Raw genomic sequence first — 26,003 nt, forward strand, 5'->3', positions numbered from 1 at the left:
ACCTCCGCAAATGATCAAAATTAAATTTAACGGTCGCCGTATTGCAGGCAAACGTGCGCATTATGGTGATATAAATCACGTAGTCAATGCTAATTTTGTCAGTAAAGGTGCTCAAAAATCAGTTATTGCACTAATTGTCTTATATAACATAGGGTTATTTTTTCTATTTATTTCAAAAAAATCAATAGAAAACGTTTTCTATATCGAATTGGGTATCTGCTGCTTAGGGTTGGCTATGAATGTTGATTATTATGCGTTTGAATGGGTGTCTGTATCGAAAGGGGAGCGGTTGACCAAACTGCAGGTAAAAAAATAGCCAATCGCAATAACCGCAATTGGCTTATATATTTCGTGAACAATAATAGGTTCACTAACAACGTCAGTTGGCTAGGTGACCCTCGGCTTAAGAAGGGTCAATAGTTACATTGCAGTTAGTGTGCCAACTCTAATAATCTTGTTTATTGGTTGTTTTATAGCAATTTGGTGCGTATTTGGACTATTTATTCGCGTTTTAGTACTTCTTTTTTGCGTTTTGCGAATGCATTTTGCAATTAGTGGTGATTTGGTGATGGTTGAAAGAAGAGCTAATTCTTTGGCTATTGGCTACTCTTTGTGCTTAAAGTCTCTCATTTTAGGTTTAAGTGACGAGAAAGCCCGTGTGATACCTGATCACACGGGCTTTGTATTTTTTCACCAATGAAGGTGTTTAAATAGAGTAGAAGAAGTACAACTGAGACTTCATCCGAATGATTATTCCGCGTATTACGTCTAGGAATGCCATAAAACCGATCGGCTTCTCACCGCTTACCCACGCTAACCCGACAGAACCAACTGGAATGTCGTAGCCCTCTGCTTCGTCGATTTTTAAACGAACAAAGTGGTGCTTGTTCTGAACGTTTCGACCAGTAGTGACACGTACCTGTTCATCTATACCTAGCAAACTCGCTTGTGCTTCCCCCGTCGCTTCAACGATACCCTCAACCGTTGCAGAAAATATTTTCCCCGGGTATACCGCTGTTGCAAATTCTGCTGGTTGACCCACCTTAATATTACGAATCGCTTGGTGATTGACTCGCATCAGTACGTACTTTTCTTCGGTATACATCTGAATACGAGGCATTAACGAAACACGCTGTCCTTCACGAAGAATAAAGTTCGTCACAAAGCCGTCAGTTGGTGCAGTGATTTTGGTACTGTTAAGATCCCACTGAGCTTGCGCTAATGTTGCCTTCGCTGAATCGACCTCAGTCTGTTTCTTGTTCACATTGGTTTCAGCTTTGTGGATGTTTAATTTCGCATTCTCGGCATCGACTTCTTTCTTGCTAAGCTGAGATTCTAATGTGGTGACGTTATGTGTCGCTAAGTCTACCTTCGCTGTTTGTTGGTCGATGTCAGTTTCAGTAATCGTATGCTCTACGACACTGTTTTGCTTCTGGTAACGATCAAGCGTCTTTGATTGCAGCACTAAGTCTGTCTTTGCTGATTCTATCTGCGCGACTGAAGCCTTGATGTCTTCAAGTGCCGATTGATAGCTTATTTTAGCAATGCTCACTTCTTGGCGTGCTGTATCGAGCGCAACCTCTGCAGACTCAAGCTGAACGCTAGCTTTGTCTTTTGCGATGACATATTTGGTGTCATCAATTTCATAAATTAGCTGTCCTTCAGTTACATCTTGATTCGGGTGGATGTGGACTTTGGTGGTCTTACCCGACACATTAGTTGAATCTGGACGTAATTGGATATGTGGGGATTGAACGACAGAGCCTCCTGATAAATCCATCGGAGTGAAGTTGAGTAGGCCAACCCATACAAATAGTAACCACGATGTACCACCGAGATATGCAAATGCCTTGGTGCCTTTATTCCAAGGCATACCAACAAGTCTGAGTAAGTAAATGAACAGTGCCCAAATTGCTAAGCCTTCTAACATGCTTGGCTCTCCTCATCTTGCTTGTCGGAAGTTGCTTTGTCCCTAGGTGCTACTGGTGATTTCCAAGTATCTCTTAGATTGATGATGGCTTTTTCCATGTCAACAAAGGCTAAGATAACGGCTAGTACCCATACCCAGTGCCATACAAAACCAATCCATGTTAATGCGGTGATCAAACCGAGTTGTTGATGCTCTTTACTGTGAGCCTTATTGATTGGTAATTCATGCACACGCCAGAAGCCGTAACATGCAGCAGCGATGGTTGCGATTAACACAACGCCTGCCACTACGTGTAGTGCGGTATCTGCGCCGGTTCCGACAAATGGGACACTGACTAAACTCATTGATAAACCCTAGGTTAAATTGAGCGCCGAGTGTGATTGATATCAGATTTAGAGGTTGAAAATTTACCAATTACTTTAATAATGATGCCAATATGATTTGATCTGTAATGGTGACTTCTAAGTATGGTGGCTAATGAATAATTGTAACTTCTTAAGAGCATTAGGAATTTTGGGTATTTACCAACATGCGATGACCAATAAGCTCGTGAATGTCGAGCAATTAGGCATTCCCAGGTCGGTATTTAATAATCCGATGAATCTTATTCCTGTTAGTGAGGTGGATAAATGGTATGGCTTACTTCAGCACCAAACTGGTGACTCCGATATTATTTTGAAACTCGCCGATAGAGTCGATATTGAAAGGTTAGGTCCTCTTTCTAATTGGTTTTTCTCTGGACGCGATCTGGCTTCAAGCATACGCCGAGTTAACATTGGACTGCACTGTTTGCAATCTGGCGCCTTTCTCTATGGCACTCAAGTTGGAAAATTTATCAAGTGGTGTTACGACAACCCAGCTTATAGCGAGGCGGGCAAAGTCCATGATTCTATTCGAGTCGCCATCTTTATGATGAAGATATTAAGGCGCTACTTGGGAGACGATTTTACCCCTGCAGCTGTGTCTATAGCTGGTTATCGAGAAAACACTCAACTTTATCAAGAGTACTTTGGGTGCAACATTCAATGGGGACAACCACGAACTGAGATTTGGATACCAAGCAACTTGAGATTGTCGATCAACCAATCCCCTTCAGTTGGCAAGATGAGCTTGGCGATGAACTTTCATGACTTAGATCATTATCTCAACATGCCCGATGCCGCTGATGAGCATAAAGTGGCCTATGAAATGATCAATTACAGTCGCCATTTCGGACTCCCAACGCTACATAAAGTATCAAGCTTACTTGGTTTATCTGAGCAGCAATTTCAACGTCGATTACATAAATTAGGTGTCAACTTTTCTACCGTTATGGGGTATGCGTTAAGTAACGTGGCTGTAGAGCTTTTGATGTATTCAGTGCCGATAGAAGAAGTTGCGACGAGGCTAGGCTATACCAACGTCGCGAGTTTTAACCGGATGTTTAAGAAACATCGAGGTCTGACACCTAGACAATATGTGGAGCGCTTGAACAACAGTCTTTGAGTAACAAGGCTTTTCTTAACCTAAGCGCTCACATTTTTTCTGATCTTGTAGTTTTCGTACCAGTAACCAAGAGTATAGGTACAGATGGTGATGTCTGTAATGGCGAACGGGATGAAACTGGCGTTCAAGTGTGCTGTTTCTGGATTGAAAAAATTCGAAACGAACAGATACACCATAAAGAGCTTTTCGAGAAACGAGTACAGGATGATTGATTCTCTCCAGCGGCGTACGTAGGCTGAAGCTGCAATAAAGAATCCCATTAACCCAACCATGATTCCCCAGTGTCTGAACAAAAACACATAGTTAGAGTCGTAGGGTAGGTTGTTCATATCAAGCAGCGCAGTTTCAGGGTTAATTGCATAAATCCCTGCGTACATTGTAACTAAGCCGCCAATCACAAGGAAAGGTTTGAGAAAACGGTTAAAGAACATATTAAGGCTCCTTTTGGTGATTGATTAATTCAAGGCCAAAATATTGATTTCAACACGGCGATTACAGGCTCGGCCTGCTTTCGTGTCGTTCCCGCAAACAGGGTAACGCTCACCGTAACCTTGTGTTACGACACGACCAGATGCAACTTGCTGACTGATAAGGTAGTTACCAACAGATTGTGCGCGCTGTTCTGAGAGTGTTTGGTTACTTGAATCGTTGCCGGAGCTATCGGTATGTCCTTTGATTTCTAAGCGTGTATCTGGGTATTCCCCAAGAACAAGCGCGACACTGTTTAAGGTTGGGTAAATGCCGGATGACAAATGATATGATCCCGAGTCAAAGCCAATGCCATTTTCCATCACCAGCTGAAGCTCTTTGTCGTTGATACGTTTAACCTGTACACCAGAACTTACCAGTTGTTGACGTAGTGCCTGTTCCTGTTTATCCATGTAATAGCCTGCACCTCCACCTACAACTCCACCAATAGCCGCACCGCGCAGAGCGTCAGAGCTATTTCCTGTCGCAGCACCGATTGCCGCGCCCGCTAACATGCCGGCTAAAGCACCTTTGGTTGCTGAGTTAGTTTCGGTTTCACCGGTGGTGGCATTTTGTCGTTGAGTTGCCTGGCAGCCCGAAAGCAAAGCCGCGATAGAGAGGGTTACGATTACACGTTTCATTGAATCTATACTCTTAATTAGTGAGTGACTAAATTTAGTTATATCTATGAGTGTTATCTTAATCGGATTAATATAAATAATGATCCGAAAAAATACTGCAATAAAGGTTTTTTAAAAGATAATCATTATATGTTTTTATAAATGTTATTCTTCGACATAGAATTAATTCTCATATCATATAATTTAGGTTTTTTAATCAGTAAATATACCCAATGACTATGTATTTATCTTGGTTCTCAGTTTTAACGTATCTAATTTCTCTTGTAGAGAAGTTCGTACAATATTGATACAGAATCTGTATAAAGGGTGGTTGTGATTTCGCTCTAAGTAGTAAATAGAGTGGCTCATTTGATCTGGTGCTAGCTCGTTTAACCAAGCAGGTTGGATGCAATCAATCGTATTAGGACACATTGAGGCAGAGAGTGTTTCGGTAATCGCTAAAATGTAAGAATGTTCAGCGAGACATGTTAAAACAGACATACTGGCAGAGCGATATTTAAAATTAAAAAACTCAGGGGCTCGACGCTCTAGTATTGCGTTGAAGTCAGTGAGCCCGGGAACCAGAATGCCACCCGTTGGATATTTATTGAAACCTTCCAATTTAAAATTTCCATCAGACCATGGGTGGTTTTTCCTCATGATAACAATGGGTTCACTAGAGGTGAGAGCAACGGAACGGATAGATTTTGGTGTGTCAATTGGACCGAAATTCAACCCAATATGGACATCGCCATTTTGTATGTCGGTGAGCGTTCGATCTGTCCAGGTAGTGACATTCAGTTTTGCTTTGGGAAATGAGTTAAACACAACCGAGCTCGTTAATTCTGTAGCCATCGCTTCAAGAAATACGCTTGATACTGCGATAGTGAGTTCACCATTGAATTCACTTGGATCTTCAAAAAGTTCTGAAAAAATCCGATTGTCTAGCGCATCGAGTTGCTCATTTAGGCCTAGACCAATAGCATCTGCTCTATGGGTTGGCTGTAACTTACCATTGGCTGAATAAAATAATCTGTCGCCAGTGTAATCACGTAATTTTGCTAATGTTTGGCTAACCGCCGATTGGCTAATACCCAATGCCGATGCAGCTAACTTGGTGCTTCTATGAATGTAAATAGCATCAAACACGCGTAGATAATTTAGGTTCACCTGTTCATTATATTTTTTGTACATAATATCCCTAGCCTCTGCTTAAAATTATTAATCGATGGAATAAGTGATGCTTATTTTTCGTATAAGTAGCGTGGAAATAGTCATCTAAATATAGTGGCACCATCTTCTTAAGTGTCAGTTTTGGTGTATACAATGAAAAATATTAAAATCGCTTCTCTTTCTCTAATTAGTACAGCATTAGTTTTGGCTTCAACTTCGGTATTTGCAGAGCAAAATTTTGAAAAAAACAGTCATGAGTATCATGATGCTGACCCTCGAAACAGCAGCATGAGAGCGGCGGTATTTTCAGATGATGAAGGCGAACTTAAACTCCTTGCTGGTGGTGGTGCTTCAGGCCTCACCAGTGATATATCTCAGACGGTTGGTTTCGCTGAATATTACACTCAGTCAGAGAATGCGCGATTGAGAGCTGCTCACTTTGATTCTTTTGGTGGTGTTTATGTAGATGTTTACCAACTAAAAGACGCAGCGAACATGTACACCACAGGTTATATGCTGCCGTTAGGTAGTGAAGATGGCACCTTGTTTTTCCCTTCGTTGAACTATACCTATGTCGATGGTGGTGATGCGTACTCAACATTGAACGGATTAGGCGCTCCTCTGCAGGGCAACGAAGAAGCGCATTTGGGTTCTGTTAACATGTACGCATTACACCCTTGGAACGATACTCACTTTTCGGTATTTAATATTAATCTTGGTTCGTCATACGGTGGCGCTGAAATGCAGGTTGCTAACCTAATGTGGCTGCAAGGCATCAAAACCAAAGTAAAAGACAAAGATTTCAACATCATGTTTGAATTTAAATACGATGTGATTTCTGTTCAAAATGAGCGAGGCATTGATGAAACTTCAGAAGAAGTGACCGCCTCGGTTGGTATTGATTACCGCTTTTAATATTGATAACAAAACGCTGAACTTGAGAGTTCAGCGTTTGAAGTTACTGCGAGCAACATTAGAAAGTGAAGTTTGCACCAACGAAGTGGATGCTTCCTTCAAATTCACCTTGAATCTGAGTATATGACTTGCTGGAACGGTCAATTTCCATCGTGCCAAAGTCTGCGTATTCATAGAAAATATCGACACGAGTTGAGTTCCAATATGTACTTGCACCCAGTGAATAACGGTATTGCTCACCTACAGGTAAGTCGACCCATTGCTTCGTTGGGTCATCCTGCGGAGAAGTTTCGTAAGAGAATCCAGCTTTAAGATCCCAGTCAGAGTTAAGCTGATAATCTACGCCCACTGCGAATTTCCACACATCTTCCCAGTTACGATCTATTGCTTGTGGAAGAGCTGGTGCTGAATTTAGTGTGTCGTTGTAGACGGGAGTCTCTGAGAATTCGCTCCATTGGTGGAATTGAATGGAAGATAATAGAGTTACTTGAGCATTAAGGTCGTAGCTTGCACTGATGTCAGTTATTGCTGGAACAACAAGTTCAGTACCCACAATCGCATTGCTACCATTGACCAGAGAGGCTGAGATGCCATCAAAATCATGAATCAATTTCGAACGGTAACTAAGACCTAAAGCCCATTGCTCGGCTTTGTACATTGCTCCTGCATTGTACCCAAATGCCCAATCGGTACCCATATCAGACTCAAAGCCAGTCGTACTAACTTCAATTAAACCGTAGTTTATTTGCACACCAGCTGCGATCGACCAGTTGTCATCCAGTTGGTAGCTGATATTTGGGTTTAACTGCAGTGCCGACATGAACGCTTTATCCAAATGGTTAGCGCCGTCCCAGTCATTACCATACTCAATAGAAGAACCGCCAATCGCACCAAAATTGATTCCGATGTGTGTACTTTCAGTTACTTGACGTACATGGAAGATCCCAATCGATGGCATCAAAGTATCTGCACTTGCATCGCCATCTGGGGTGTTTAGGAGGCTGCTATCTTTAGATGCATCGGTATAGTCCATCTGGAGATACAGTGCCATCGTGTTAATGGTTGTTTTTTGTTCGCCCATGTGGCTCATGGTTGCAGGGTTGGTGTAGCCAGCAGTCGCCGTTTCAGTATAGACACCGTCACCAGCCCCTGCAGTACCAGCATTAGCAGTGACAGCTTCTTGGAGCAATAGACCACTAGCATTGGCTAAATTTGAAAAGATAAGTAAAGCGAGAGCAGTTTTTTTCATTTTTTTTCCTGCAGGTTAGCCTTGAGGGCATGGATTAATAAACTGCAGATAGTGTAAGGAAGGAGTGGTTGGAGATATTCAGTATTTTTTCCGTATTGCATAAATTTCAGATGTTCAAAATTCGCGAAATAATATGAATTAGACACGAGTATTAGCCTAAAGCTCAGCTCGCGTAGTCGGATTTCAAGAAGGATGGAAACTCAGCAGCCTATAGGGGAGGCACATCATCCTTGATGTGGCTGAGTTTCCAATATGGTTATATAGCTGTTAGTACACTACTTAGCGCAATGTGAAATGAGGTAAATAAATACTGAAAGTAGAATAAATTGACTCTTTTTTCGATGCGTAATATCTACAAAATCACAAATTTTATGAAATGTATTCATGGTCTTACATGCTATATATGAAGTAAATTTGAGCTTTCATTCGGATGATGATGCCGCGAATGACATTCAAGAAATTCAAGAATGGAATTGGTTTCTCTGCGTTAACCCAAGCTAGTCCAACGGCACCGACTGGAATGTCGTAGCCTTCAGGTTCGGTAATACGCAGACGAACAAAGTGGTGCTTGTTCATCACGTTCTTTCCTGTTGTTGCACGCACGTTGGTTTCACGAGCAAGCAAAGAACCTTGAGACTCACCTGTCGCTTCAACAATTCCTTCTACGTGAGCATTGAATACTTTACCCGGGTAAATGGCGGTAGCAAACTCGGCTTCTTGGCCAACTTTGATGTTTCTAAATGCTTGATGGTTAATTCTCATCAAGACAAACTTCTCATCGATGTACATTTTTAGTCGAGGTATAGCACCAACAAATTGACCTTCACGAGCCATAAAGTTGGTGACATAACCATTGCTTGGTGCGTAGATCTTTGTTTGTGCCAAATCCCATTCTGATTGAGCGAGGGCGGCTTTCTTGTTTTGAAGATCGGCCTGTTTACTGATCTCGGAAATTTGTGATTTCTCGATTAGGTTTAGGTTTTTATTTGCCGTAATTTCTGACTTCTGATATTGCGACTCAATGATCGTGAGCTGGTTCTTTGCAACTTCAACGGCAGTTCGTTGTTGATCAAGGACGCTTTCTGTAATCGTTTTTTTAACTTTTGCATTCTGGTCGACATAGCGCTTTAGCGTGCGTTGTTTTAGCGTCAGGTCTTGTTTTGCTGCAGATATCTGGTTCTTGATTATCTCAATATCTTCAAGCGAAGCTCGGTAGTTTGTCTTTGCGATATCGATATCTTGTAAAGCTGCTTTATGAGCCATTTCAGCAATCGCTAGTTGCGCTTCTGCTTTGTTAACGGCGATAACGTATGAGTCATCATCGAGCTCGTAAATCAACTGGCCCTTTTTAATTTCACTGTTCGGTGAGATGTGAAGGGCTTCAATATTGCCCGTTACTCGTGTTGAACCTGGTCGTAATTGAATATGTGGTGATTGCACAACGGAACCGCCGGATAGATCCATCGGAGCCCACGTAATAAGGCCAACCCATACGAATACAAGCCAGATAGAGCCACCACCATAAGCAAACATTTTAAATGGTTTTGTCCAAGGCACCCCAACAAGGCGAAGTAGATAAATAAACAAAGCCCAAACAGCTAAACCTTCTAACATCGTTATTCTCCTGCCTTTGTAGTTTGAGTTGGTACGGTGTCATGCCAAATATGACGAATGCGGCGTATGCTCTTTTCCGTGTCGACAAAAGCAATAATAACGGCCAGCACCCAAACCCAGTGCCAGATAAAGCCTATCCAGGTGAGAATGGTGACTAACCCCATTTGACCATGTTTCTTTTTATCTGCGTGATGGATAGGTAGTTCATGGAACTTCCAAAACGCATATAACGCGCCTAAAACAGTACCAACCAGTACCAGTCCTGATACTACGTGTAAGCCAGTGTCGAATGCAGTGTCGACGAAAGGCATGCTAATTAAACTCATAAAGCTTCCTAAAAGGGGGAATGAAAAATTAAGCTAGAGCGAGTTCACTCAAGAATAGTGAACGAGTGGAGAAATGGTACGGAGCTACTAAACAGAGTGAATCAGTAAAAATACGGGTCATGATTTTTAGTCGAGAAAAATATGATCTAGAGCGAATTTAAAGGGTAGGTGAGTGAGTAGAAAGCCAAAAATAAAGCCTGTCGTTTGATGACAGGCTTTCGTTATTCATCGCTTTAAGTCGACGCAGATTCTAGAAGCGTTTAGAAATTACCGCGGTGAGCGCGATAAATGCGATACCCATTAACATGACTTCGCCTTTGCCGCTGTCAAAACCAGCTTTCACGCCCATAAAAGCAACGATTGCGATTGCAAAAGGAATGATGTATTTAACTAAGCCGTACCAAAGGTTAAACAGAGGGAATGAAATTTCACCATTGTTGGTGATCTCATTTTCTAGGTCTTTTTTGTTCAATCTCCAGCCTGCAAAGATACAAATGAACATGCCGCAAACGGCTAAGAATATCTTGTCAGTCAATAGATCGAAGATATCGAACACGCCGGTATCGAATAACTTAGGGCCAATACCTCCCAGTGACAGTGAAGAGAGTACACACATACTGATCATCGTAATGCTTGATACCAGTACCGCTTTAAAGCGTGTCATCTGTTTCTCATCGATTAAGTACGAGACCGCAACCTCTAAAAGAGATACAGAAGAAGTGAGTGCTGCAACACTAAGGCCTACAAAGAAAAGTAGTGCGAATAGTAAGCCGATCACGCCACCCATTTCTGCAAACAGCTGAGGTACAACAACAAAAACTAAGCCAGGGCCAGCAGCAGGCTCCATGCCAAATGCAAACATTGCAGGGAACATTGCGATACCAGCCAGTAGAGCAACGCCACTGTCCATAGCAACGACCATCGCCGTCGTTTGTACTAGGTTCTCTTTTTTCTTTAGGTAGCTACCGTATGTGATCATACAACCTGTTGCTAGGCTTAAAGAGAAGAAGGCTTGTCCGAGTGCTGCAAGCACAACGTTGCTGTCTACTTTAGAAAAGTCAGGGCTAAATAAGAACTTAAGGCCAGCGCTTGAACCCGGTAATGATAATCCTTTTATCGATACGATCACCAAGATCATGAACAACATTGGCATTAGGATCTTGCCTGCTTTTTCAATGCCGCCAGAAATACCTTTCATGACGATAAGTACATTCAAAAAGAGATAGACACTCATCCACATTAAAGGCTCTACTGGTGTAGAAATGAAGCCAGTAAAGTTTTCCCCTATTAGTTGGGGAGTGTTGAGTAAGCCTGTGGCAATTTTATAGATGTAAGCGATAGACCAGCCACCGACAACCGGGTAAAACCCCATAATTAGCAGTCCACTTACCACGCTTATTACGCCGGTAAATGTCCAGCGTCGATCAGTCGCTTTAAATGCACCCACGGCTGATTTTTGTGTATGTCGACCGATAGCAAATTCCGTTAGCATGACACTAAAGCCAATGAAAATGACAAAGGCTAAGTAGATAAGAACGAAGGCGCCGCCACCGCTCTCACCTGCGGTATAGGGGAATTTCCAAATATTCCCAAGGCCCACAGCAGAACCTGCCGCTGCCATTACAAAGCCTAGCTTTGATCCCCATGTGTCTCTTGATTGTGAAAGGTTACTCGCCACAACATCTCCGAAAGTGTTCTAAATAAAATGATTGAATTTGATTTCGTTTACTAATGGTCATGAGAGCAATATGCAGTTGTGAACGTTGCACTGCTTCAAACCACCGTGCAGTGTATGGGGCGTGAACGTGAAGCTAAACCGTAGAATTACGGTATAAGTGCGTGTTGGTTTTGCTAAGAGCCAACTTTTTAGAAAAAGGAAAAGAAAAAGACAGGTAAGAGAAATGGAACGGTAGATAACCTTGGGGAAGTAGGTTCGAGGATGAATGCGGGCATCCGAATATTAGCTGAAGGTAGCTCCATGTTCCCATTCAGCTAGCAATTTAAGTGTTCAAGCTAAGTGCTCAAGTATTATCGAGTTTAAATTGACGTGCGCTTGATCAGTTTTAGAAATATAGAGCCTAGCGCTTTTTCACCGATTACTCGCTGTACGAAAGTCATTAGCTTTGCGTCTAGTGTGGTTTGGTAACTAAGCTTGGGTTTTGAATCAAACCCTGCTTTTAGCATGTGGTTTACGGTTGATTCTGGCGTTGCACCTTTTCTATACGCGTCGTGTAAGAATTGATGAGATTTGTCGACGATCACTTTATAAGCTGAAAGCTGATTGGTTTCTTTCATATCCCGTAGTTGGATTGCATCAAGCTCTGTTTGCACACAACCCGGTTCAATCGTTGAGATTTGAATATTAAAGTCGGCGACTTCTTGAGATAGCCCTTTTGCCATGCCGTTTAATGCATGTTTTGTCGCGGAGTACCAAGAGTTCATGCTGGTGGAGACACGCGCAGCAATAGAGGTAGTAAAAATGATGCGGCCTTGGTTTCTTTCTCGCATGTGAGGTAATACAGCTCTTGCAACACGCGCAGCGCCGTAAACGTTAGTATCGAAGAGGGCGTGTACTTTTTCTATCGGTGTTTCTTCAACAGGGCCTGCGATTGGGTAACCAGCATTAGAGTAAACAATATCAATATTGCCTACTTCTGAGATCATTTGGGTTACAGCAGCATTTACCTGCTCTTCATCACGGACATCGATCTCTAAAACGTGAGCTCCCAATATTCTCAAATCGTGCATGTTTTCAACGCGTCTAGCACCGCAGTAAACGGTGTGACCTTGCTTGAGTAGCGCAATGACCAGATCTTTGCCAATACCTGATGAGGCCCCAGTAACAAGAACATTTTTGATTAACATAGATAAGCTCCAAGAAAGTAATTGGGAAGCAAACCTTATTATATGCCGCGACGTTTGCACTTTTATCAAATGAAGGGCTGATAGTCATTAGAAACATATTGAGATAATAGGTTTACTGATACTTTAAATTAATTTATGAGCTTGCTTTTGTAATCAGTAGTATTACGGAAATAACGCCTATTATTTGGAAGTAACAGGCGTCCTACTTAGTAGAATGTTGGAAGTGTTAGTATAGTTAGGAAGGTTATTGTTCGATTCCTAGGCCATTACGAAGTGCGAACTGAATGAGTTCTGTATTGTTCTCAAGCTCTAATATGTCGATCATACGATATTTATGAGATTCGATGGTTCGGGGGCTTAAGAATAGCTTTTCTGCACACTGTTTTGCGGTAAACCCTTGAGCGAGCAGTGTTAATACAGAGCACTGCTTAGGTGATAATAGAAGAAGCTTCTCACCTTCATTTGCATTAGTCGCTTGGTCTTGTTTTAGGTTTCGAGCCATTGTTGAGTGCTGCCAATAACACAGCCAAATATCACAAATAAGTTTGAGACGTTTCATGTCTTGATCTGATAGTGGCGATAACTCATTGTTAAATCTGGAAAAGGATAGCGCCCCCCAATCTTGACCAAACAGTTTCAGAGGGATGATGCCATGCCAACGCCCACCTTCCGTATACAGTGTTCTGAGGACGGATATCTTGTGGTCACTCATATCTTGTTCGCTAAATGTCAGCCAACGTTTTTTGGTTCTTAGTTGTTTTAGATAATCTAAATAATTGCCACTAATAAAGCTCTGTGCGTTGAGCTCTGGAACTCCCTCACGAGCGATAGTAACGGTCTTTCCGTCGTTTAGCATGATCATTGAGTTGGGAAAAAGCGTGACTCTATCAATGTCAAACCAATCTAATACAGAGTGCGCGATTCTTTGCCAAGTCATGTCAAAATCTTTGGGAGGCGAGCCAATTAATGCGTCGGATTGTTCCGTCACTAGGTCTTCAAAAGATATTTTAGTGGTATTTGTCATCAAAAATAATCAGCCTCAACAGTAATAATACTAAACAAACTAGCGTTTTTTAGGGCTACTCGTCAAACGTTTCATTATATAACCGAATATTATCGCCAACGTTTGATATATCACTATCATTTAAATCAGTAATACTACTGATTACCCAAATTCATGTTTCTTAAATAATAGCTCACGGAAAGAAATTACTTTTAAAATTACAAAAGGTCTTGAGCTATGTTCAAAAAGAAAACCTTCCTACAACTTGCGATGGGCGCCGCGCTTGCATCAACTGCAATGGCAAGTTATGCGACGACGGATACGAGCCGCCCTAACATCCTAGCTATCTGGGGTGATGATATTGGTATCGACAATATTTCGGCATATACACGTGGTCAAGCTGGTCACTGGACTCCGAATATTGATCGTATTGCAAACGAAGGCGTGTTGTTTACTGACTTCTACGGTGAAAACTCTTGTACAGCGGGTCGTAGTGCATTCATCACAGGCCAACACCCAATGCGTACGGGTTTGACAAAAGTAGGCATGCCAGGCGCTGCTGAAGGTATGCGCCAAGAAGATCCTACAATCGCAACGATGCTCAAGGCCAAGGGTTACATGACAGGGCAATTTGGTAAAAACCATCTTGGTGACCGAGATGAGCACTTACCAACGGCTAATGGTTTTGATGAGTTCATGGGTAGTCTTTACCACCTGAATGCAGAAGAAGAACCAGAACACCCAGATTACCCACAAGCGCCCGGATTTAAGAAGCGTTTTGGCCCGCGTGGCGTTATTCATTCATACGCTGATGGTCGTATCGAAGATACAGGTGCTCTAACGATTAAACGTATGGAAACTGTGGATGAAGAGTTCCTAGAAGGTGCATTAGACTTTATCGACCGCGCTCATAAAGAGAAAAAACCATTCTTCGTATGGTTTAACTCAACGCGCATGCACGTTTGGACCCACTTGAAAGAAGAGTCTAAAGGCTTGTCAAAACGTGGTGGCCTTTATGGGGACGGTCTAGTTGAACACGATAACATGGTCGGTCAACTGCTTGATAAACTAGATGAACTTAAAATTGCAGACAACACAATCGTTTCGTACACCACTGATAACGGTGCAGAGAAATGGTCTTGGCCCGATGGCGCAACATCTCGTTACTACGGTGAGAAGAACTCAACGTGGGAAGGTGGTTTCCGTGTACCAGCAATGATGCGCTGGCCGAACAAAATCCCTGCGGGCTCTGTTGCAAACGAAATTGCAGCGCACAATGACTGGGCTCCAACATTCCTGGGTGCAGCTGGTGAGAAAAACATTGTTGCTGACCTGAAAAAAGGCAAAAAACTTAATGGTAAAGAGTACAAAGTTCATCTAGATGGCTTTGATTTAATGCCGGCTCTTAAGAAAGGTAATAACACAACAGCAGACAACTCTGTTGAGTGGCCTCGTAAGGGCTTCGTTTATGCAGCTGATGATGGTCATATTTCAGCCGTTCGTATGGGCGACTGGAAAGTGATGTTCACTGTGAACGAGTGTCATGGTGTTGAAACGTGGCAGTGCCAGTTCGAAGAGCTGCGTTTCCCTTACATCTTTAACCTACGCCAAGACCCATATGAGAATGCGCATAAAGATGGCGTAGGCTACCAACAGTGGCGTGTAGAGCACCTTCCATACATGTACTTGGGTGCGGCTTACACATTCCAGTTCTTGAAAACATTCCAAGAATTTCCACCACGCCAAGTTCCAGGTTCTTTCTCTATCGACAAAATCGCCGATAAGATGCAAATCTGGCAGCGCGCTCAATACCAATAATATTGAGTGACTAGCTAATAATATTGATCAATAAAGTCATATTTTTTAGTTGATAGGTGAGTCAAATCAGCCCCCGCTGAAAAGTTGATAAACCCCTAAAAAGAGCGGTCCTAGTGACCGCTCTTTTTTTGATTTTAGGAGATCTTTGGTTTTTATTAACAATGAACAGAATCCGTAATACTACTGATTACGACTGATAAGTGCTGTTGAATAATAGCCTTAGATAACCGTTACAGGTTTCCATCTTAGGGAAGTAATCGCACAGTGAATGTGAGTGAACGAGAAGAGGAATAACAATGACCCAATCAGCTCAACACAACACCATTATGTTGCCAAAAGCAGCCCCCGCGAAACGTATGAATATCATGACCAAGCCTATTGGATCAGCATGTAATATTGATTGCACTTACTGTTACTACCTAAGTAAAGAAGAGTTGTTGGGCCATGAGCGTGGCTGCGCGACTCAAATGAGCGAAGAGATGCTCGGCACCTACATCAAAACCTATATTGAGCAGCAAAATTTTCCTGAGATTGTTTTCCATTGGCAAGGTGGAGAACCGACGTTATTGGGTGTGAACTTCTTTCGTGACGTAGTCCGCTTGCAAAAAAAATACTGCCCAAAAGGTGTGAAAATCGAGAACAACCTGCAGACTAACGGGACGTTACTTAATGATGAGTGGGGCAAGTTTTTAAGCAAGAACCACTTCATGGTCGGCCTGAGCATTGATGGGCCAGAAATGATTCATAACGCTTATCGTACCAACAGATCGGGACGAGGCTCGTTTAAACAAACCATGAGAGGTGTCGACATTCTTCATAAACACAAGGTCAACTTTGCGACGTTGACTTGTGTAAACAACCTTACGGGTTCAAATCCACTCGAAGTATACCGCTTTCTACGTGATGAAATTCGCTCACCACAGATGCAGTTCATCCCTATCGTCGAACCGAAATCATTCCGAGAGACAGCACCACAGAAGTGGTCAGAAGGTGAGATTCTTTTTCAAGGTATGCCTGAAACTGAGCCTAGTCACCCGAATTCAATTGTCGAATCTTGGTGTGTTTCTGCTCATCAATGGGGTGATTTTTTGTGCACCATTTTTGATGAGTGGTTAGAGAATGACATCGGTAACGTGAATGTACCGTACTTTGAATCTTGCGTTGAAACTTGGATGGGACGAGTGAACCCACTTTGCACGCTTGCTCCCATGTGTGGAAAGGGCTTAGCCATTGAACATAACGGTGATGTTTTTGCTTGTGACCATTACGTTTACCCCGATTACAAACTCGGCAATATCAAGGATGCCAAGCTCGAAGATCTGCAATTTTCAAAAGGCCAAGAAGAATTTGGCCGAGCAAAAGAGTCAACGTTACCTAAACAGTGCCGAGAGTGTGCTTATCAGTTTGCTTGTTTTGGTGAGTGTCCGAAAAATCGCTTCATCAAAACCCTCGATGGCGAAACAGGGTTGAACTATTTGTGTGCAGGCTGGAAGCAGTTCTTCTCACATATTGATCCTTATATTTCAATGGTTGTTGCGACGATGGGCTACCCAGTGAATAAAGGCATCAATGGCGATGCAATGAAGATCAATTTTAAATAGAGGCATTATCTGATGAAACTAAAAACTATTGTGCTGCTTGTTGTTGCACTGATTAGCCAAACGGTTACCGCCCAGACCAAAGCGGTCTCACCGACAGACACTCTATTTAATCAAGGATCGGTAAAAGCTGTGATTGATATGGCTTTCCAAACTAAAAGTGAACGATATACAGAATTTGCTTCGCTTTTTAACCTTTGCCAAAAACGCCCTAATAACGCTCAATGCGATGAAAAGTACGAACTAAAACGCACAAACTACGAGATAGCTAAAGCGAATTACGATGTACTTTTAATGACTAATGAGCCGCAATTTATCACTTTGATGATGCCTCCGGTTAACTATGAAGAGTTGGTTTCTGGCTTAAAAACGTTGGGTTACTTAAGCGATAAGCAAGAAAAGGTCGAGCAAGCTCAAACACTTGAAGGGCTAAATCAATGGCTTGAATTTCATGACTTCGAGACAACGGATGAGATTTACTTTATGCATGCGCTTTTGGTAAGGGCTGAAGAGTTATCTCAACAACTGTATATAGAGCGCCATCCAATATGAAACATCGGTTAGTTAGTTGGTTAGCAGCACTGCTCATTATCCTTGGAATCTTGCTTAGTCTTTATTCTCGAGTCTCTCTGGCGAAAAATGTTCAACCTTTAAGTAATGGAAGCGCAAGCCAAGTGGCCACTGTTGCTGAACAGCGTGAGTTGTTACTCGCGGAGTATTCTCAAAATGAAGCTCTACCTATAGACCAACGTACAGCTGCGACTGTTAACTTGGGGATATATTATGGCCCGAATTCGGTTATTGCCGTCGCTAGAGCTTCACGCTCTGAACATCCGCAAATGCGTTTGGCTGCAATACAAGCCGCAGAACAGTGGCAGGGCAAAGCAAAATGGGATGTTGTCTCCCCAATGCTAGACGATGTTGATCGCGATGTTGAAGCTCAAGCAGTTCGAACTTTGATTGTTCTTTGGCCTCAGTTGTCTGGTGAGTATCTCGACCGCTTGGCTCCAGCAATCGATAGGCACCTCACTTTACTCTCCAACGATCTTGATGGTGATTTAGAGCGAGCTTGGATCTACTCCTTACAAAGCAAGTTTCAACAAGCCGAGCAGATCTACTTAGATAGATTTGAAAATCATAAAGAGCCTAGGGTGGCCATTGCTTACGCAGAGTATTTAAAAGGTATTGATGACGATGAACAAGCTCAGTCTATTTTAAAGCAAACGTTGATAGAGTTTCCTGAATCGGCGGCATTGCATTATAGCCTTGGCCTGTCTTACTTGCGAACTGGGGAAAGCGTGAAGGCGCTACGTCGCCTGAGAAATGCGTATGAACTTGAATCGATGAACGGTTCTTATGGATACACTTACGCGACTTTAGCGCGAGAACATGATGCTGAGGCTGCGATTAATGTCTATCGGGCTATCTATCAAGATCATGAGCAACCAGCCTATCTATACGCTTTGTGCGACACCTTATTAGTTGCAGGACAAGATGCGAACCAGTGCCTTGCTGAACTTGAATCTGTCGCACCTCAAGATGTTGTATCGAAACTAAAAAAACTCTATCTGCCAAATTAAATCAACGCTGATATACCTATTCAGGAATTACAGCTTATTTAGGTAGCCTTACAAGGTAACGTTATGTCTACAGATACTCGAGCAGCCATTTGTCAGTTAATTGAACTGACGAACCAATCCATTATCGGTCAAGCTCATGTCACACAATCAATGATGATTGCGTTGTTGTCGGGTGGGCATCTTTTATTGGAAGGGCTTCCTGGAACGGCAAAAACTCGCGCCGCTAAAATATTGGCGGAACAATTGAATATGGCTTTTAGCCGTGTGCAATTCACTCCCGATCTGCTTCCTTCTGATGTAACTGGTACTCAGATTTATCATCAAGAGCAGTCGAAGCTGATGTTCCAACCTGGGCCTATTTTCAGTTCTATGGTGTTGGCTGATGAAATTAACAGAGCACCAGCCAAAGTTCAGGCCGCGCTTTTAGAAGCGATGGCTGAAGGTACAGTGACGGTTGCGGGTGAAACCATGCCACTGCCAGAACCCTTTTTAGTGATAGCAACGCAAAATCCCGTTGAACAAGAGGGCACATACCCGCTACCAGAGGCGCAGATGGATCGTTTCATGATGAAAGTGAATGTTGGCTATCCAGAGCGAGACTCTGAAATGTTGATTATTGATCTAGTGCGTAAGGAAGAGCTCGCAGTAATGGATGAGGAAGTGAATAAGAGTATGGATTCAGGAACGCTACAACAAGAACAAAATGAATTGCTAGCTGCGGCATTTGAAGGTGGTGTTGAGCAGATTGCAGCTGGTAAGGAGGCGGTAATGCGTATCCATACCTCGCAGCCCATTAAGCAATATATTGTGGATCTTGTTATGGCAACGCGCTTCCCACATTTGTACCCGGATTCAAATTTAGATAAGTGGATTGATGTTGGCGTAAGTCCTCGCGCATCGATCGCACTAGACAAATGCAGCCGTGCTCATGCTTGGTTAGCGGGGCGTGATTATGTGACGCCAGACGACGTGAGAACGGTCGTGGTTTCGGTATTAGGTCATCGTATTACTCCAAGCTTCGATGCTTTGTCGAACTCGGTGAGCGCAGAACAGATTGTTGATGAGCTATTGCTCAATGTGCCTCTCTCTTAGGGAACCTTGTTATGAATGTCTCCGATGATGTAAGAGTTGTTAGTTCATTTGAATCTCTGATGGCGACAAAGTTGAAGTCGACAGGTTTCTCGTTGCCACCCATTACCAAAAGTCGTTCTCGACAAGCCGGTAACCACTTGTCTCGTTACCGTGGCAGAGGGCTTAACTTTGAAGAGTTTCGACACTATCAAATGGGTGATGATATTCGCAGTATTGACTGGAATGTCACACAGAGAATGCTTGAACCTTATGTCAGGGTTCAAAGTGAAGAAAAAGATTTGCCGGTGGTGTTGCTCGTCGATCAACGCAGTAGCATGTTCTTTTCATCGGTCGATACCATGAAATCTGTGGCGGCAGCTCAAGTTGCTGCGTGCTGTGCTTGGAAAGTATTAAAAGACAGTGATCGCATTGGAGCGTTAATCTTTTCAAATGAGCAGTTGTACTGGCACAAACCCCAACGTCATTCAGCACATGTTGCACGAATTCTTCAGTCTCTGGCACTCGCGAATCAAGATTTGTCTCGTGCAGAACATAAAAGTAAAGAAGTCTCAGGTTCAGGGTTATCCGATGCTTTGACTAAGCTAACGCAGCAAAATCTAAAGGGTTGTTTGATCGTGATGATCAGCGACTTCAATGATGCTACAGAACAAGATGTTCAACGAATCAAATGGTTAAAGCAGCACAATGATTTGATGGGTATCGCTGTCAACGACCCTATGGAACTGGAACTTCAATTTTCTCAACCGATTCATATCAGTGATGGTGAGTGGCAGCTATTGGCTGATACCTCATTGAACGAGAAACTTCATCGATACAACCAAACAATCCAGCAAGGCTACCAAGATATCCATCAGTTATTGAGTGCTGGTGGAGTTGATGTGGTTAGATTAGACACGTCTGGGAACCACATCGCTGATTTTATTCAAAAAATGAGTGGGGGCTACTGTGTCCGATAATCGAGTTTTACTCAAAGGTTTTATCGATCCTGCCTCTACTGTTGATGTCAGTTGGTTGCCAACAACAATTGGTTGGAAAGCCACATTTGTTCTGATCTTAGTGTGGGGGGCTTGGAAATCGTTCCACCTTTTTCACTCCTACAAAGCGAACAAATATCGTCGTCTGGCGGTAAAAGCGATCAGTAGAAGTAAACAAGACCCCATTGATAATCAGCGCCAGCAACAGGAGTTACGTAGAATAAACAGTCTGTTGAAGCAAGTAGCTTGTTGTTCGTTCCCTGGAAGTAAGGTCGCGATGCTCAGTGGCAATGAATGGGGGGAGTTCCTCACTGTTTCTTCACCGCATCAGGTTTTTGACCGAGTGCTTTTATTGCAATGGCAGCAAGATATATACAAGCCCGCATCAGATTATAGCTGGACCGAAAGTGAATTAAGTCAGATTCGTTTAAGCGCCATTGCGTGGGTAAAAAGCCATGTGAGGGGGACGGATGATCGAGCTTGAATACCTTTGGGTTTTTGCCTTATTGCCCTTGCCGATTCTTATCTACTCTTTTGTGCCGAGTCATCAAACTCCTCAAATTGCCTTGAAAGTGCCTTTTTTTGATGCGTTAGCATCAAGTATAGGTCTGAGTGCTGAGAAAGGATCAAACCAGATTAAGGCGGGTATTTGGCAACGTTCTTCTCTGATTCTAGGTTGGCTTTTAGTCGTACTGGCAGCTGCAAAACCTGTTTGGCTAGGGCCTGAAGAGACGAGAGAGCTAGCTGGGCGTGATGTAATGATTGTTTTGGATCTGTCGGGCTCTATGGCAACAGATGATTTCTCTAATCGTGCTGGTAACCAAGTGACTCGTTTGGCGGCCTCAAAAGAGGTGTTGGACACGTTCAGTCAAAAGCGAAGTGGCGACCGACTCGGCCTGATAGTATTCGGTGATTCTGCTTTTTTACAATCGCCCTTTACGGCTGATCACACCGCATGGTTAGCGCTGTTAAATGAAACCGAGCCTGCAATGGCAGGGCAAAGTACTCATTTAGGTGATGCAATCGGTCTGGGTATTAAGACGTTTCTTTCCAAGAATCAGAAAGACAAGCAGGAGCTGCCATCCGGCTTAGATAGCGCTCAACCTGATCAGCTTTCTTCTGAAGACCTTGTTCCTGAAAACTTAGATCATCAAAACCTAGATCATCAAAACCTTGCTCCTGAAAAACATGAGCATGAACGCCTTACTCACAAACATCTTGGCCGAGATCACTTGATGATTTTACTTACCGATGGCAATGATACCGACAGCTTAGTGCCGCCGATTGATGCCGCGAAAGTGGCTGCTGCGCACAACATTAAAATTCATCTTGTGGCAATGGGGAGCCCGAACACTTCAGGTGAGCAAGCGATTGATATGGAAGTCATTGATACTGTTGCCAAGTTAACGGGAGGGCAGAGCTTTCTAGCGATGTCACCTACTGAGCTGGATAACGTATACGACACCATCAATGAACTCGAACCTAGTGTGTTTGAAAGTTACCGTTATCAGCCAAAACAAAGCCTTCATTATGTGCCTTTGCTTATCGCCTTCATCTATCACTTAGTGTTTATAGTGGTTCGATCTGTTTTGCGACTTCGTATCACGCCTGAGACTCTAAAAGCGAGGGCTTTATGATGGGAAATTTTCATTTTATTCGCCCTGAATGGCTGCTATTAATCGTGCCACTTGTTGTGGTGTTGATCATGAACTGGCGCCGCAGCCAAAAACAGAATTCGTGGGTAACCCATTTGCCCAAGCACTTGTCTGATGCTTTGCGTGTTGGTGAGTCGTCTCGTGTTAAGCACCTTCCGATCTTTTTGCTCAGTGTCATCTGCTTGGTCGTGATAGTGATTGCTTCTGGGCCAAGTTGGTATCGTCAGCCTTCGCCTTTTGCAGAAGACACTACGCCTTTGGTAATTGTGCTTGATGTCTCTGAGTCAATGTTACAAAAGGATGTTGCGCCAAGTCGTCTGTTTAGAGCAAAGCAAAAAATAGCGCGGCTTATCGCCCTGCAAGGCAAAGGGAAAACCGCGTTAGTCGTCTATTCGGGCTCCGCTCATTTAGCGATGCCTTTAACGCAAGATATTGCGGTGTTTAAGCCTCTATTAGAGGCTATTCACCCCGAAGTAATGCCAAGAGAGGGGAAGTTTGCGGAATATACCTTACCTATCATCAACAAATTGGTATCTGAAACTGACAATGCAACAGTATTGCTGGTGACCGATGCCGTTAATCAACTGGCTTACCGTGAGTATCAAGGTTATTTCAAGGAAAAAGGCTATCAACTGCTTGTTTATGGTGTTGGCAATCAAGATGTTCCATCCCCGTTACCTATGGAAATTGAAACTCTATCGCAATTAGCCAGCTCTGTGCATGGTGACTTCGTTGCTTTTACTCAAGATAACCAAGATATACATAACCTTAGTGGGAAAGTAACGTCTTTTGCTGAGCTTTCAGCAGACCAAGCTGAGCCTTGGTTTGATGCAAGTTACCCTTTGGTGTGGGTGGTGCTGGTACCGTATTTATTGTGGTTTAGAAAAGGTTGGCTAGTTCAATGGTGCGTTGTGGTTTCTCTATTTTATAGCGCGACTTACAGCCCTAATTTATACGCAGCAGAGTTTTCGTTGGTCGATATTTGGCTGACTAAAGATCAGCAGGGAGCTCTGTATTATCAAGATCAAGAATACCAACAAGCCGCGCAAATCTTTGAAAATGAGTACTGGAAAGCAACGGCCTATTACCAAGCTGGCGAATACGAAGTGGCACAACAATTCTATATGCGCAGTGATACCTTACAGGGGCAATTAGGTGCGGCGGCTTCATTAGCGAATCAAAAAGAGTTTGTTGCGGCAAGGTCTTTGTATCGAGAGATCTTGGAGCAAGATCCTGATAATCAAGAAGCACTTCATAACTTAAAGATTGTTGAAGATGTGATTGCTTATATTGATAGTTTTACGAAGGAACAATCGAAAAGCAATGAACGTCAGGTGAGCCGAGAAAATGGTGATAAGCCAAAACGCTCGGATGGTGTAAAGCAGCAAGTAGAACAAGATCAAGTGATTCAAGAAGTCTTATCCGCTGAACAAATCTTGAGTGATCCAGGTGCCAACGAAAAATGGATGAAGCGAGTTCAGAGTGATCTATCGAGCTTTATCTCAACCAAGTTTGCATTGCAGTATCAGCAAGGGGTAGCTAACCAAACGGAGTGGAAAGATGAAGCTAAGTAAGTTATTTCAGCTTTTGTGTTTGGCTATTAGCTTAATGAGTCATTTTGCTTATAGCCAGCCTAATACCCACAGTCAGAAGCTAGCCTCACTCTATGAGCAAGGCAATGTAAAACTTAATACTTGGCTGAGTCATGCCAGTTTAGATATTGCAGTGCATGAGCAGGTTACTCTCAATATTGAAGTGATGACAGACACATGGTTCACCAAAGGCACCAAGGTGCACCGTATCGAGGTTGATAATGCGGTCGTGTTGCCTATGAGTTCTTTTGCTGTGAACTCCACAGAACGTATTGATGGGAAAGTGTACTCCAAACAACTCTGGGAAATTGTGCTTTACCCATTACATAGTGGAGAGTATCAAATCCCTCCTGTCGCGCTTGAGATTGGCGTAAAGCACGGCAGCAATAATGTTGATGGGGTGGTGATGACGAAGGCTTTGTCTTTCAATGCTCATAAGCCTTCTGCCAATATGACGTCTGATCAGAAATGGTTAACAGGTGCTGAAGCTAGGCTAAAAGAAAAGTGGACGCTTGTCTCTCAAAATGAAAGCACACAGAGCTTGGAAGAACAGCTCAGTGTAGGCGACGCGATCACTCGTGAAATTACGTTATCCGCGCATGACACCATCAGTGCACTTTTGCCGGAAATCACGACACTCCCTGATTCCTTAACGAGTCAATTTTTGGTATATCCTGAATCAACTCAGTATCGAGATGATGAGCAAAGGGGTGTGCGTCAGGCTCAAAGGTTAGAAAGGGTGACTTATATAGTGAACAACGCTGGCCAGGTTACGCTTCCTGCGGTTAGCGTTTTTTGGTGGGATTCAGAGTTTCAACAGCAAAGAACTCTTGTCTTACCTGAGCGAAGTTGGCAAGTGTCGCACACCTTTGCTTCTTTTATGGAGCAGTACAAGGTGCTATTGGTCGGACTCGCTGTCATCGTTGTTCTTGTGATTTTGAGTACAGCATTGTTGTACCGCTATGTTAAAGCAAAGCCTAAGAGCAAATGGTTTTGTTTAGCTCAAGCTATCTATAAGAAAGATATACCTTTGTTCGAGAGTTCGATTTATCTGGTTTTACTGGAGCATTTTCAATCTAGAGTGCTGGCCCCCAGAGTAGAAACGGTCGAAGGTATTGAGATGATATGGCAAAGATATAAGGAAAGCTCTGAGCATGAAAAACTACGAAAGAATGAATGTTCTCGATTAGTCTTGTTTAAAGTACTGATAGCTTTCTCTTGTCAGCTAAATCAGGCGGATTAAACCGTTAACTGGTAACGCGATTTTTTTTCATCACTCCAGACAGATAGACAATCCCCCAAGTACTTAAAACAAAAGGGGCGGTGAGTGGCAGTAGTGACAGTTCATGAAAGCCAAGTGTCACAAGGCAGCTCAAAAGAATGCCTAATAGGATTAACGGCCAAGAGATCCGCGGATAGAGCACAAGCGCTAGAGTGGCAAGAATGGCGTTGTACCCATAAAAACCTTGGGCAACCAGTTCGTTAGAAGCACCAATCATCTTACTGAAAATGGTGCTCATTATTACTGCTAGCACAACCCAAGTGGCATGCTTTAGGTTGTTAAGCGCGATGGCGATTAAGATAACGAGCCCTGACAACGCATTGTCTATAAAGCTGACTTGGCTGATCCCTTTTAACAACGGGATCACCACTGTCGGTAGGTTGAACCACGAGTTTGCCTCAAAACTGATTATTGGTATCAATACGGAGTTGGATGGAGAAAATGCCGATAGATCTAAGGTCGATTGGATAGCATAAATCAGCCAAGAGGTGAGGATAAAGGCGCTAGTGTAACCGCGATATTTTTTAAATCTGAATACAATGTTGGCAATCGGGACTGTGAGTAATGCGCCTAACACAGCCACTAGAACCAACAATGGTGTGACACCAAAAAAGTTACCGATAAATAAACCAATTAAAGCCCCATTTAACGCATACATACCACTATCAATATCGTAAGCTGCCTTGTTGGTGTTGGTGTTGGTGTTGGTGTTGGTGTTGGTGTTGGTGTTGGTGTTGGTGTTGGTGTTGGTGTTGGTGTAGACA

General features: G+C 43.1%; 25 protein-coding genes. 13 read left to right on the forward strand and 12 right to left on the reverse strand.

Annotated elements, in window-relative coordinates; all coding sequences use genetic code 11:
• The first annotated feature begins 10 nt into the window (after window positions 1-10).
• Window positions 11-316 carry a hypothetical protein gene (locus FTW16_RS23885; protein ID WP_146492745.1) on the forward strand — a complete coding sequence of 102 codons (306 nt, stop codon included), beginning with the start codon at window positions 11-13 and terminating at the stop codon, window positions 314-316.
• Window positions 317-706: 390 nt separating this feature from the next.
• Here the strand turns inward: FTW16_RS23885 and FTW16_RS23890 are convergent, their stop codons facing one another.
• The gene (locus FTW16_RS23890; protein ID WP_146492746.1) at window positions 707-1,930 is read right to left on the reverse strand and encodes an HlyD family secretion protein; all 1,224 of its coding nucleotides are present in this window, start codon (window positions 1,928-1,930) and stop codon (window positions 707-709) included.
• Entirely contained in the window at window positions 1,924-2,274 is a 351-nt protein-coding gene (locus tag FTW16_RS23895; RefSeq protein WP_146492747.1) for an MFS transporter, read from the reverse strand. The genes FTW16_RS23890 and FTW16_RS23895 overlap by 7 nt, the downstream gene beginning before the upstream one ends.
• Before the next feature lie 133 nt (window positions 2,275-2,407).
• Between FTW16_RS23895 and FTW16_RS23900 the strand changes: the two genes are divergently transcribed.
• On the forward strand, window positions 2,408-3,415 hold the full coding sequence (locus tag FTW16_RS23900) for an AraC family transcriptional regulator (RefSeq protein ID WP_146492748.1): 1,008 nt from the start codon (window positions 2,408-2,410) through the stop codon (window positions 3,413-3,415).
• A 20-nt stretch (window positions 3,416-3,435) separates the two neighbouring features.
• Here FTW16_RS23900 and FTW16_RS23905 read toward each other — a convergent pair whose 3' ends face one another.
• The 3 genes from FTW16_RS23905 to FTW16_RS23915 form a co-directional block, all read right to left on the reverse strand.
• Complete coding sequence (locus tag FTW16_RS23905) at window positions 3,436-3,846, reverse strand: hypothetical protein (protein ID WP_060981647.1); 411 nt, start codon at window positions 3,844-3,846, stop codon at window positions 3,436-3,438.
• Window positions 3,847-3,870: 24 nt separating this feature from the next.
• A complete protein-coding gene (locus FTW16_RS23910; RefSeq protein ID WP_146492749.1) occupies window positions 3,871-4,524 on the reverse strand; it encodes an OmpA family protein in 654 nt (217 codons plus the stop codon).
• 216 nt (window positions 4,525-4,740) lie between these two features.
• Window positions 4,741-5,697 carry a LysR family transcriptional regulator gene (locus tag FTW16_RS23915; RefSeq protein WP_146492750.1) on the reverse strand — a complete coding sequence of 319 codons (957 nt, stop codon included), beginning with the start codon at window positions 5,695-5,697 and terminating at the stop codon, window positions 4,741-4,743.
• 132 nt (window positions 5,698-5,829) lie between these two features.
• Between FTW16_RS23915 and FTW16_RS23920 the strand changes: the two genes are divergently transcribed.
• Window positions 5,830-6,591 carry a hypothetical protein gene (locus FTW16_RS23920; protein WP_146492751.1) on the forward strand — a complete coding sequence of 254 codons (762 nt, stop codon included), beginning with the start codon at window positions 5,830-5,832 and terminating at the stop codon, window positions 6,589-6,591.
• A 58-nt stretch (window positions 6,592-6,649) separates the two neighbouring features.
• Here the strand turns inward: FTW16_RS23920 and FTW16_RS23925 are convergent, their stop codons facing one another.
• From FTW16_RS23925 to FTW16_RS23950, 6 genes are all read right to left on the reverse strand, one after another.
• A complete protein-coding gene (locus tag FTW16_RS23925; protein ID WP_146492752.1) occupies window positions 6,650-7,840 on the reverse strand; it encodes an OmpP1/FadL family transporter in 1,191 nt (396 codons plus the stop codon).
• A gap of 390 nt (window positions 7,841-8,230) precedes the next feature.
• Window positions 8,231-9,454: an HlyD family secretion protein gene (locus FTW16_RS23930; protein ID WP_146492753.1), complete on the reverse strand. Its 1,224-nt coding sequence runs from the start codon at window positions 9,452-9,454 to the stop codon at window positions 8,231-8,233.
• A 2-nt stretch (window positions 9,455-9,456) separates the two neighbouring features.
• Window positions 9,457-9,780, reverse strand: a complete 324-nt coding sequence (locus tag FTW16_RS23935) for an MFS transporter (RefSeq protein WP_146492754.1) — start codon at window positions 9,778-9,780, stop codon at window positions 9,457-9,459.
• 250 nt (window positions 9,781-10,030) lie between these two features.
• Window positions 10,031-11,458, reverse strand: coding sequence for a sodium-dependent transporter (locus FTW16_RS23940; protein WP_146492755.1), 1,428 nt, complete (start codon window positions 11,456-11,458; stop codon window positions 10,031-10,033).
• A gap of 359 nt (window positions 11,459-11,817) precedes the next feature.
• A complete protein-coding gene (locus FTW16_RS23945) occupies window positions 11,818-12,645 on the reverse strand; it encodes an SDR family oxidoreductase (RefSeq protein WP_146492756.1) in 828 nt (275 codons plus the stop codon).
• A 244-nt stretch (window positions 12,646-12,889) separates the two neighbouring features.
• The gene (locus tag FTW16_RS23950; protein WP_146492757.1) at window positions 12,890-13,669 is read right to left on the reverse strand and encodes a response regulator transcription factor; all 780 of its coding nucleotides are present in this window, start codon (window positions 13,667-13,669) and stop codon (window positions 12,890-12,892) included.
• Window positions 13,670-13,885: 216 nt separating this feature from the next.
• Between FTW16_RS23950 and FTW16_RS23955 the strand changes: the two genes are divergently transcribed.
• From FTW16_RS23955 to FTW16_RS24000, 10 genes are all read left to right on the forward strand, one after another.
• Window positions 13,886-15,466: an arylsulfatase gene (locus FTW16_RS23955; protein ID WP_061017566.1), complete on the forward strand. Its 1,581-nt coding sequence runs from the start codon at window positions 13,886-13,888 to the stop codon at window positions 15,464-15,466.
• A gap of 290 nt (window positions 15,467-15,756) precedes the next feature.
• The gene (locus FTW16_RS23960) at window positions 15,757-17,067 is read left to right on the forward strand and encodes an anaerobic sulfatase maturase (protein ID WP_409994461.1); all 1,311 of its coding nucleotides are present in this window, start codon (window positions 15,757-15,759) and stop codon (window positions 17,065-17,067) included.
• Window positions 17,068-17,079: 12 nt separating this feature from the next.
• Window positions 17,080-17,616, forward strand: coding sequence for a hypothetical protein (locus FTW16_RS23965; protein ID WP_146492759.1), 537 nt, complete (start codon window positions 17,080-17,082; stop codon window positions 17,614-17,616).
• Window positions 17,613-18,644 (forward strand): tetratricopeptide repeat protein, encoded by a 1,032-nt coding sequence (locus FTW16_RS23970; RefSeq protein WP_146492760.1) that lies wholly within the window; start codon window positions 17,613-17,615, stop codon window positions 18,642-18,644. The genes FTW16_RS23965 and FTW16_RS23970 overlap by 4 nt, the downstream gene beginning before the upstream one ends.
• A gap of 63 nt (window positions 18,645-18,707) precedes the next feature.
• Window positions 18,708-19,736 carry an AAA family ATPase gene (locus tag FTW16_RS23975; protein WP_146492761.1) on the forward strand — a complete coding sequence of 343 codons (1,029 nt, stop codon included), beginning with the start codon at window positions 18,708-18,710 and terminating at the stop codon, window positions 19,734-19,736.
• An 11-nt stretch (window positions 19,737-19,747) separates the two neighbouring features.
• A complete protein-coding gene (locus FTW16_RS23980) occupies window positions 19,748-20,692 on the forward strand; it encodes a DUF58 domain-containing protein (RefSeq protein ID WP_146492762.1) in 945 nt (314 codons plus the stop codon).
• Complete coding sequence (locus tag FTW16_RS23985; protein WP_146492763.1) at window positions 20,682-21,194, forward strand: DUF4381 domain-containing protein; 513 nt, start codon at window positions 20,682-20,684, stop codon at window positions 21,192-21,194. Before FTW16_RS23980 ends, FTW16_RS23985 begins: the two co-directional genes overlap by 11 nt.
• Window positions 21,181-22,347: a VWA domain-containing protein gene (locus FTW16_RS23990; protein ID WP_146492764.1), complete on the forward strand. Its 1,167-nt coding sequence runs from the start codon at window positions 21,181-21,183 to the stop codon at window positions 22,345-22,347. The genes FTW16_RS23985 and FTW16_RS23990 overlap by 14 nt, the downstream gene beginning before the upstream one ends.
• The gene (locus FTW16_RS23995; RefSeq protein WP_261383519.1) at window positions 22,344-23,939 is read left to right on the forward strand and encodes a vWA domain-containing protein; all 1,596 of its coding nucleotides are present in this window, start codon (window positions 22,344-22,346) and stop codon (window positions 23,937-23,939) included. Before FTW16_RS23990 ends, FTW16_RS23995 begins: the two co-directional genes overlap by 4 nt.
• On the forward strand, window positions 23,926-25,200 hold the full coding sequence (locus tag FTW16_RS24000) for a BatD family protein (RefSeq protein ID WP_146492765.1): 1,275 nt from the start codon (window positions 23,926-23,928) through the stop codon (window positions 25,198-25,200). Before FTW16_RS23995 ends, FTW16_RS24000 begins: the two co-directional genes overlap by 14 nt.
• Window positions 25,201-25,204: 4 nt before the next feature.
• On the opposite strand, the gene FTW16_RS24005 is transcribed toward FTW16_RS24000, so the two are convergent.
• Window positions 25,205-26,003, reverse strand: a 799-nt coding sequence (locus FTW16_RS24005) for an urea transporter (protein ID WP_146492766.1), incomplete at its 5' end; no start/stop codon positions are given.

This window comes from Vibrio sp. T20 (assembly GCF_007858795.1).
Taxonomy (GTDB): domain Bacteria; phylum Pseudomonadota; class Gammaproteobacteria; order Enterobacterales; family Vibrionaceae; genus Vibrio; species Vibrio satsumensis.

Coding starts and splice junctions, on each gene's coding strand:
- FTW16_RS23885 (WP_146492745.1), top strand. CDS start 11: ATGATCAAAATTAAATTTAACGGTCGCCGTATTGCAGGCAAACGTGCG.
- FTW16_RS23890 (WP_146492746.1), bottom strand. CDS start 1,930: ATGTTAGAAGGCTTAGCAATTTGGGCACTGTTCATTTACTTACTCAGA.
- FTW16_RS23895 (WP_146492747.1), bottom strand. CDS start 2,274: ATGAGTTTAGTCAGTGTCCCATTTGTCGGAACCGGCGCAGATACCGCA.
- FTW16_RS23900 (WP_146492748.1), top strand. CDS start 2,408: ATGAATAATTGTAACTTCTTAAGAGCATTAGGAATTTTGGGTATTTAC.
- FTW16_RS23905 (WP_060981647.1), bottom strand. CDS start 3,846: ATGTTCTTTAACCGTTTTCTCAAACCTTTCCTTGTGATTGGCGGCTTA.
- FTW16_RS23910 (WP_146492749.1), bottom strand. CDS start 4,524: ATGAAACGTGTAATCGTAACCCTCTCTATCGCGGCTTTGCTTTCGGGC.
- FTW16_RS23915 (WP_146492750.1), bottom strand. CDS start 5,697: ATGTACAAAAAATATAATGAACAGGTGAACCTAAATTATCTACGCGTG.
- FTW16_RS23920 (WP_146492751.1), top strand. CDS start 5,830: ATGAAAAATATTAAAATCGCTTCTCTTTCTCTAATTAGTACAGCATTA.
- FTW16_RS23925 (WP_146492752.1), bottom strand. CDS start 7,840: ATGAAAAAAACTGCTCTCGCTTTACTTATCTTTTCAAATTTAGCCAAT.
- FTW16_RS23930 (WP_146492753.1), bottom strand. CDS start 9,454: ATGTTAGAAGGTTTAGCTGTTTGGGCTTTGTTTATTTATCTACTTCGC.
- FTW16_RS23935 (WP_146492754.1), bottom strand. CDS start 9,780: ATGAGTTTAATTAGCATGCCTTTCGTCGACACTGCATTCGACACTGGC.
- FTW16_RS23945 (WP_146492756.1), bottom strand. CDS start 12,645: ATGTTAATCAAAAATGTTCTTGTTACTGGGGCCTCATCAGGTATTGGC.
- FTW16_RS23950 (WP_146492757.1), bottom strand. CDS start 13,669: ATGACAAATACCACTAAAATATCTTTTGAAGACCTAGTGACGGAACAA.
- FTW16_RS23955 (WP_061017566.1), top strand. CDS start 13,886: ATGTTCAAAAAGAAAACCTTCCTACAACTTGCGATGGGCGCCGCGCTT.
- FTW16_RS23965 (WP_146492759.1), top strand. CDS start 17,080: ATGAAACTAAAAACTATTGTGCTGCTTGTTGTTGCACTGATTAGCCAA.
- FTW16_RS23970 (WP_146492760.1), top strand. CDS start 17,613: ATGAAACATCGGTTAGTTAGTTGGTTAGCAGCACTGCTCATTATCCTT.
- FTW16_RS23975 (WP_146492761.1), top strand. CDS start 18,708: ATGTCTACAGATACTCGAGCAGCCATTTGTCAGTTAATTGAACTGACG.
- FTW16_RS23980 (WP_146492762.1), top strand. CDS start 19,748: ATGAATGTCTCCGATGATGTAAGAGTTGTTAGTTCATTTGAATCTCTG.
- FTW16_RS23990 (WP_146492764.1), top strand. CDS start 21,181: ATGATCGAGCTTGAATACCTTTGGGTTTTTGCCTTATTGCCCTTGCCG.
- FTW16_RS23995 (WP_261383519.1), top strand. CDS start 22,344: ATGATGGGAAATTTTCATTTTATTCGCCCTGAATGGCTGCTATTAATC.
- FTW16_RS24000 (WP_146492765.1), top strand. CDS start 23,926: ATGAAGCTAAGTAAGTTATTTCAGCTTTTGTGTTTGGCTATTAGCTTA.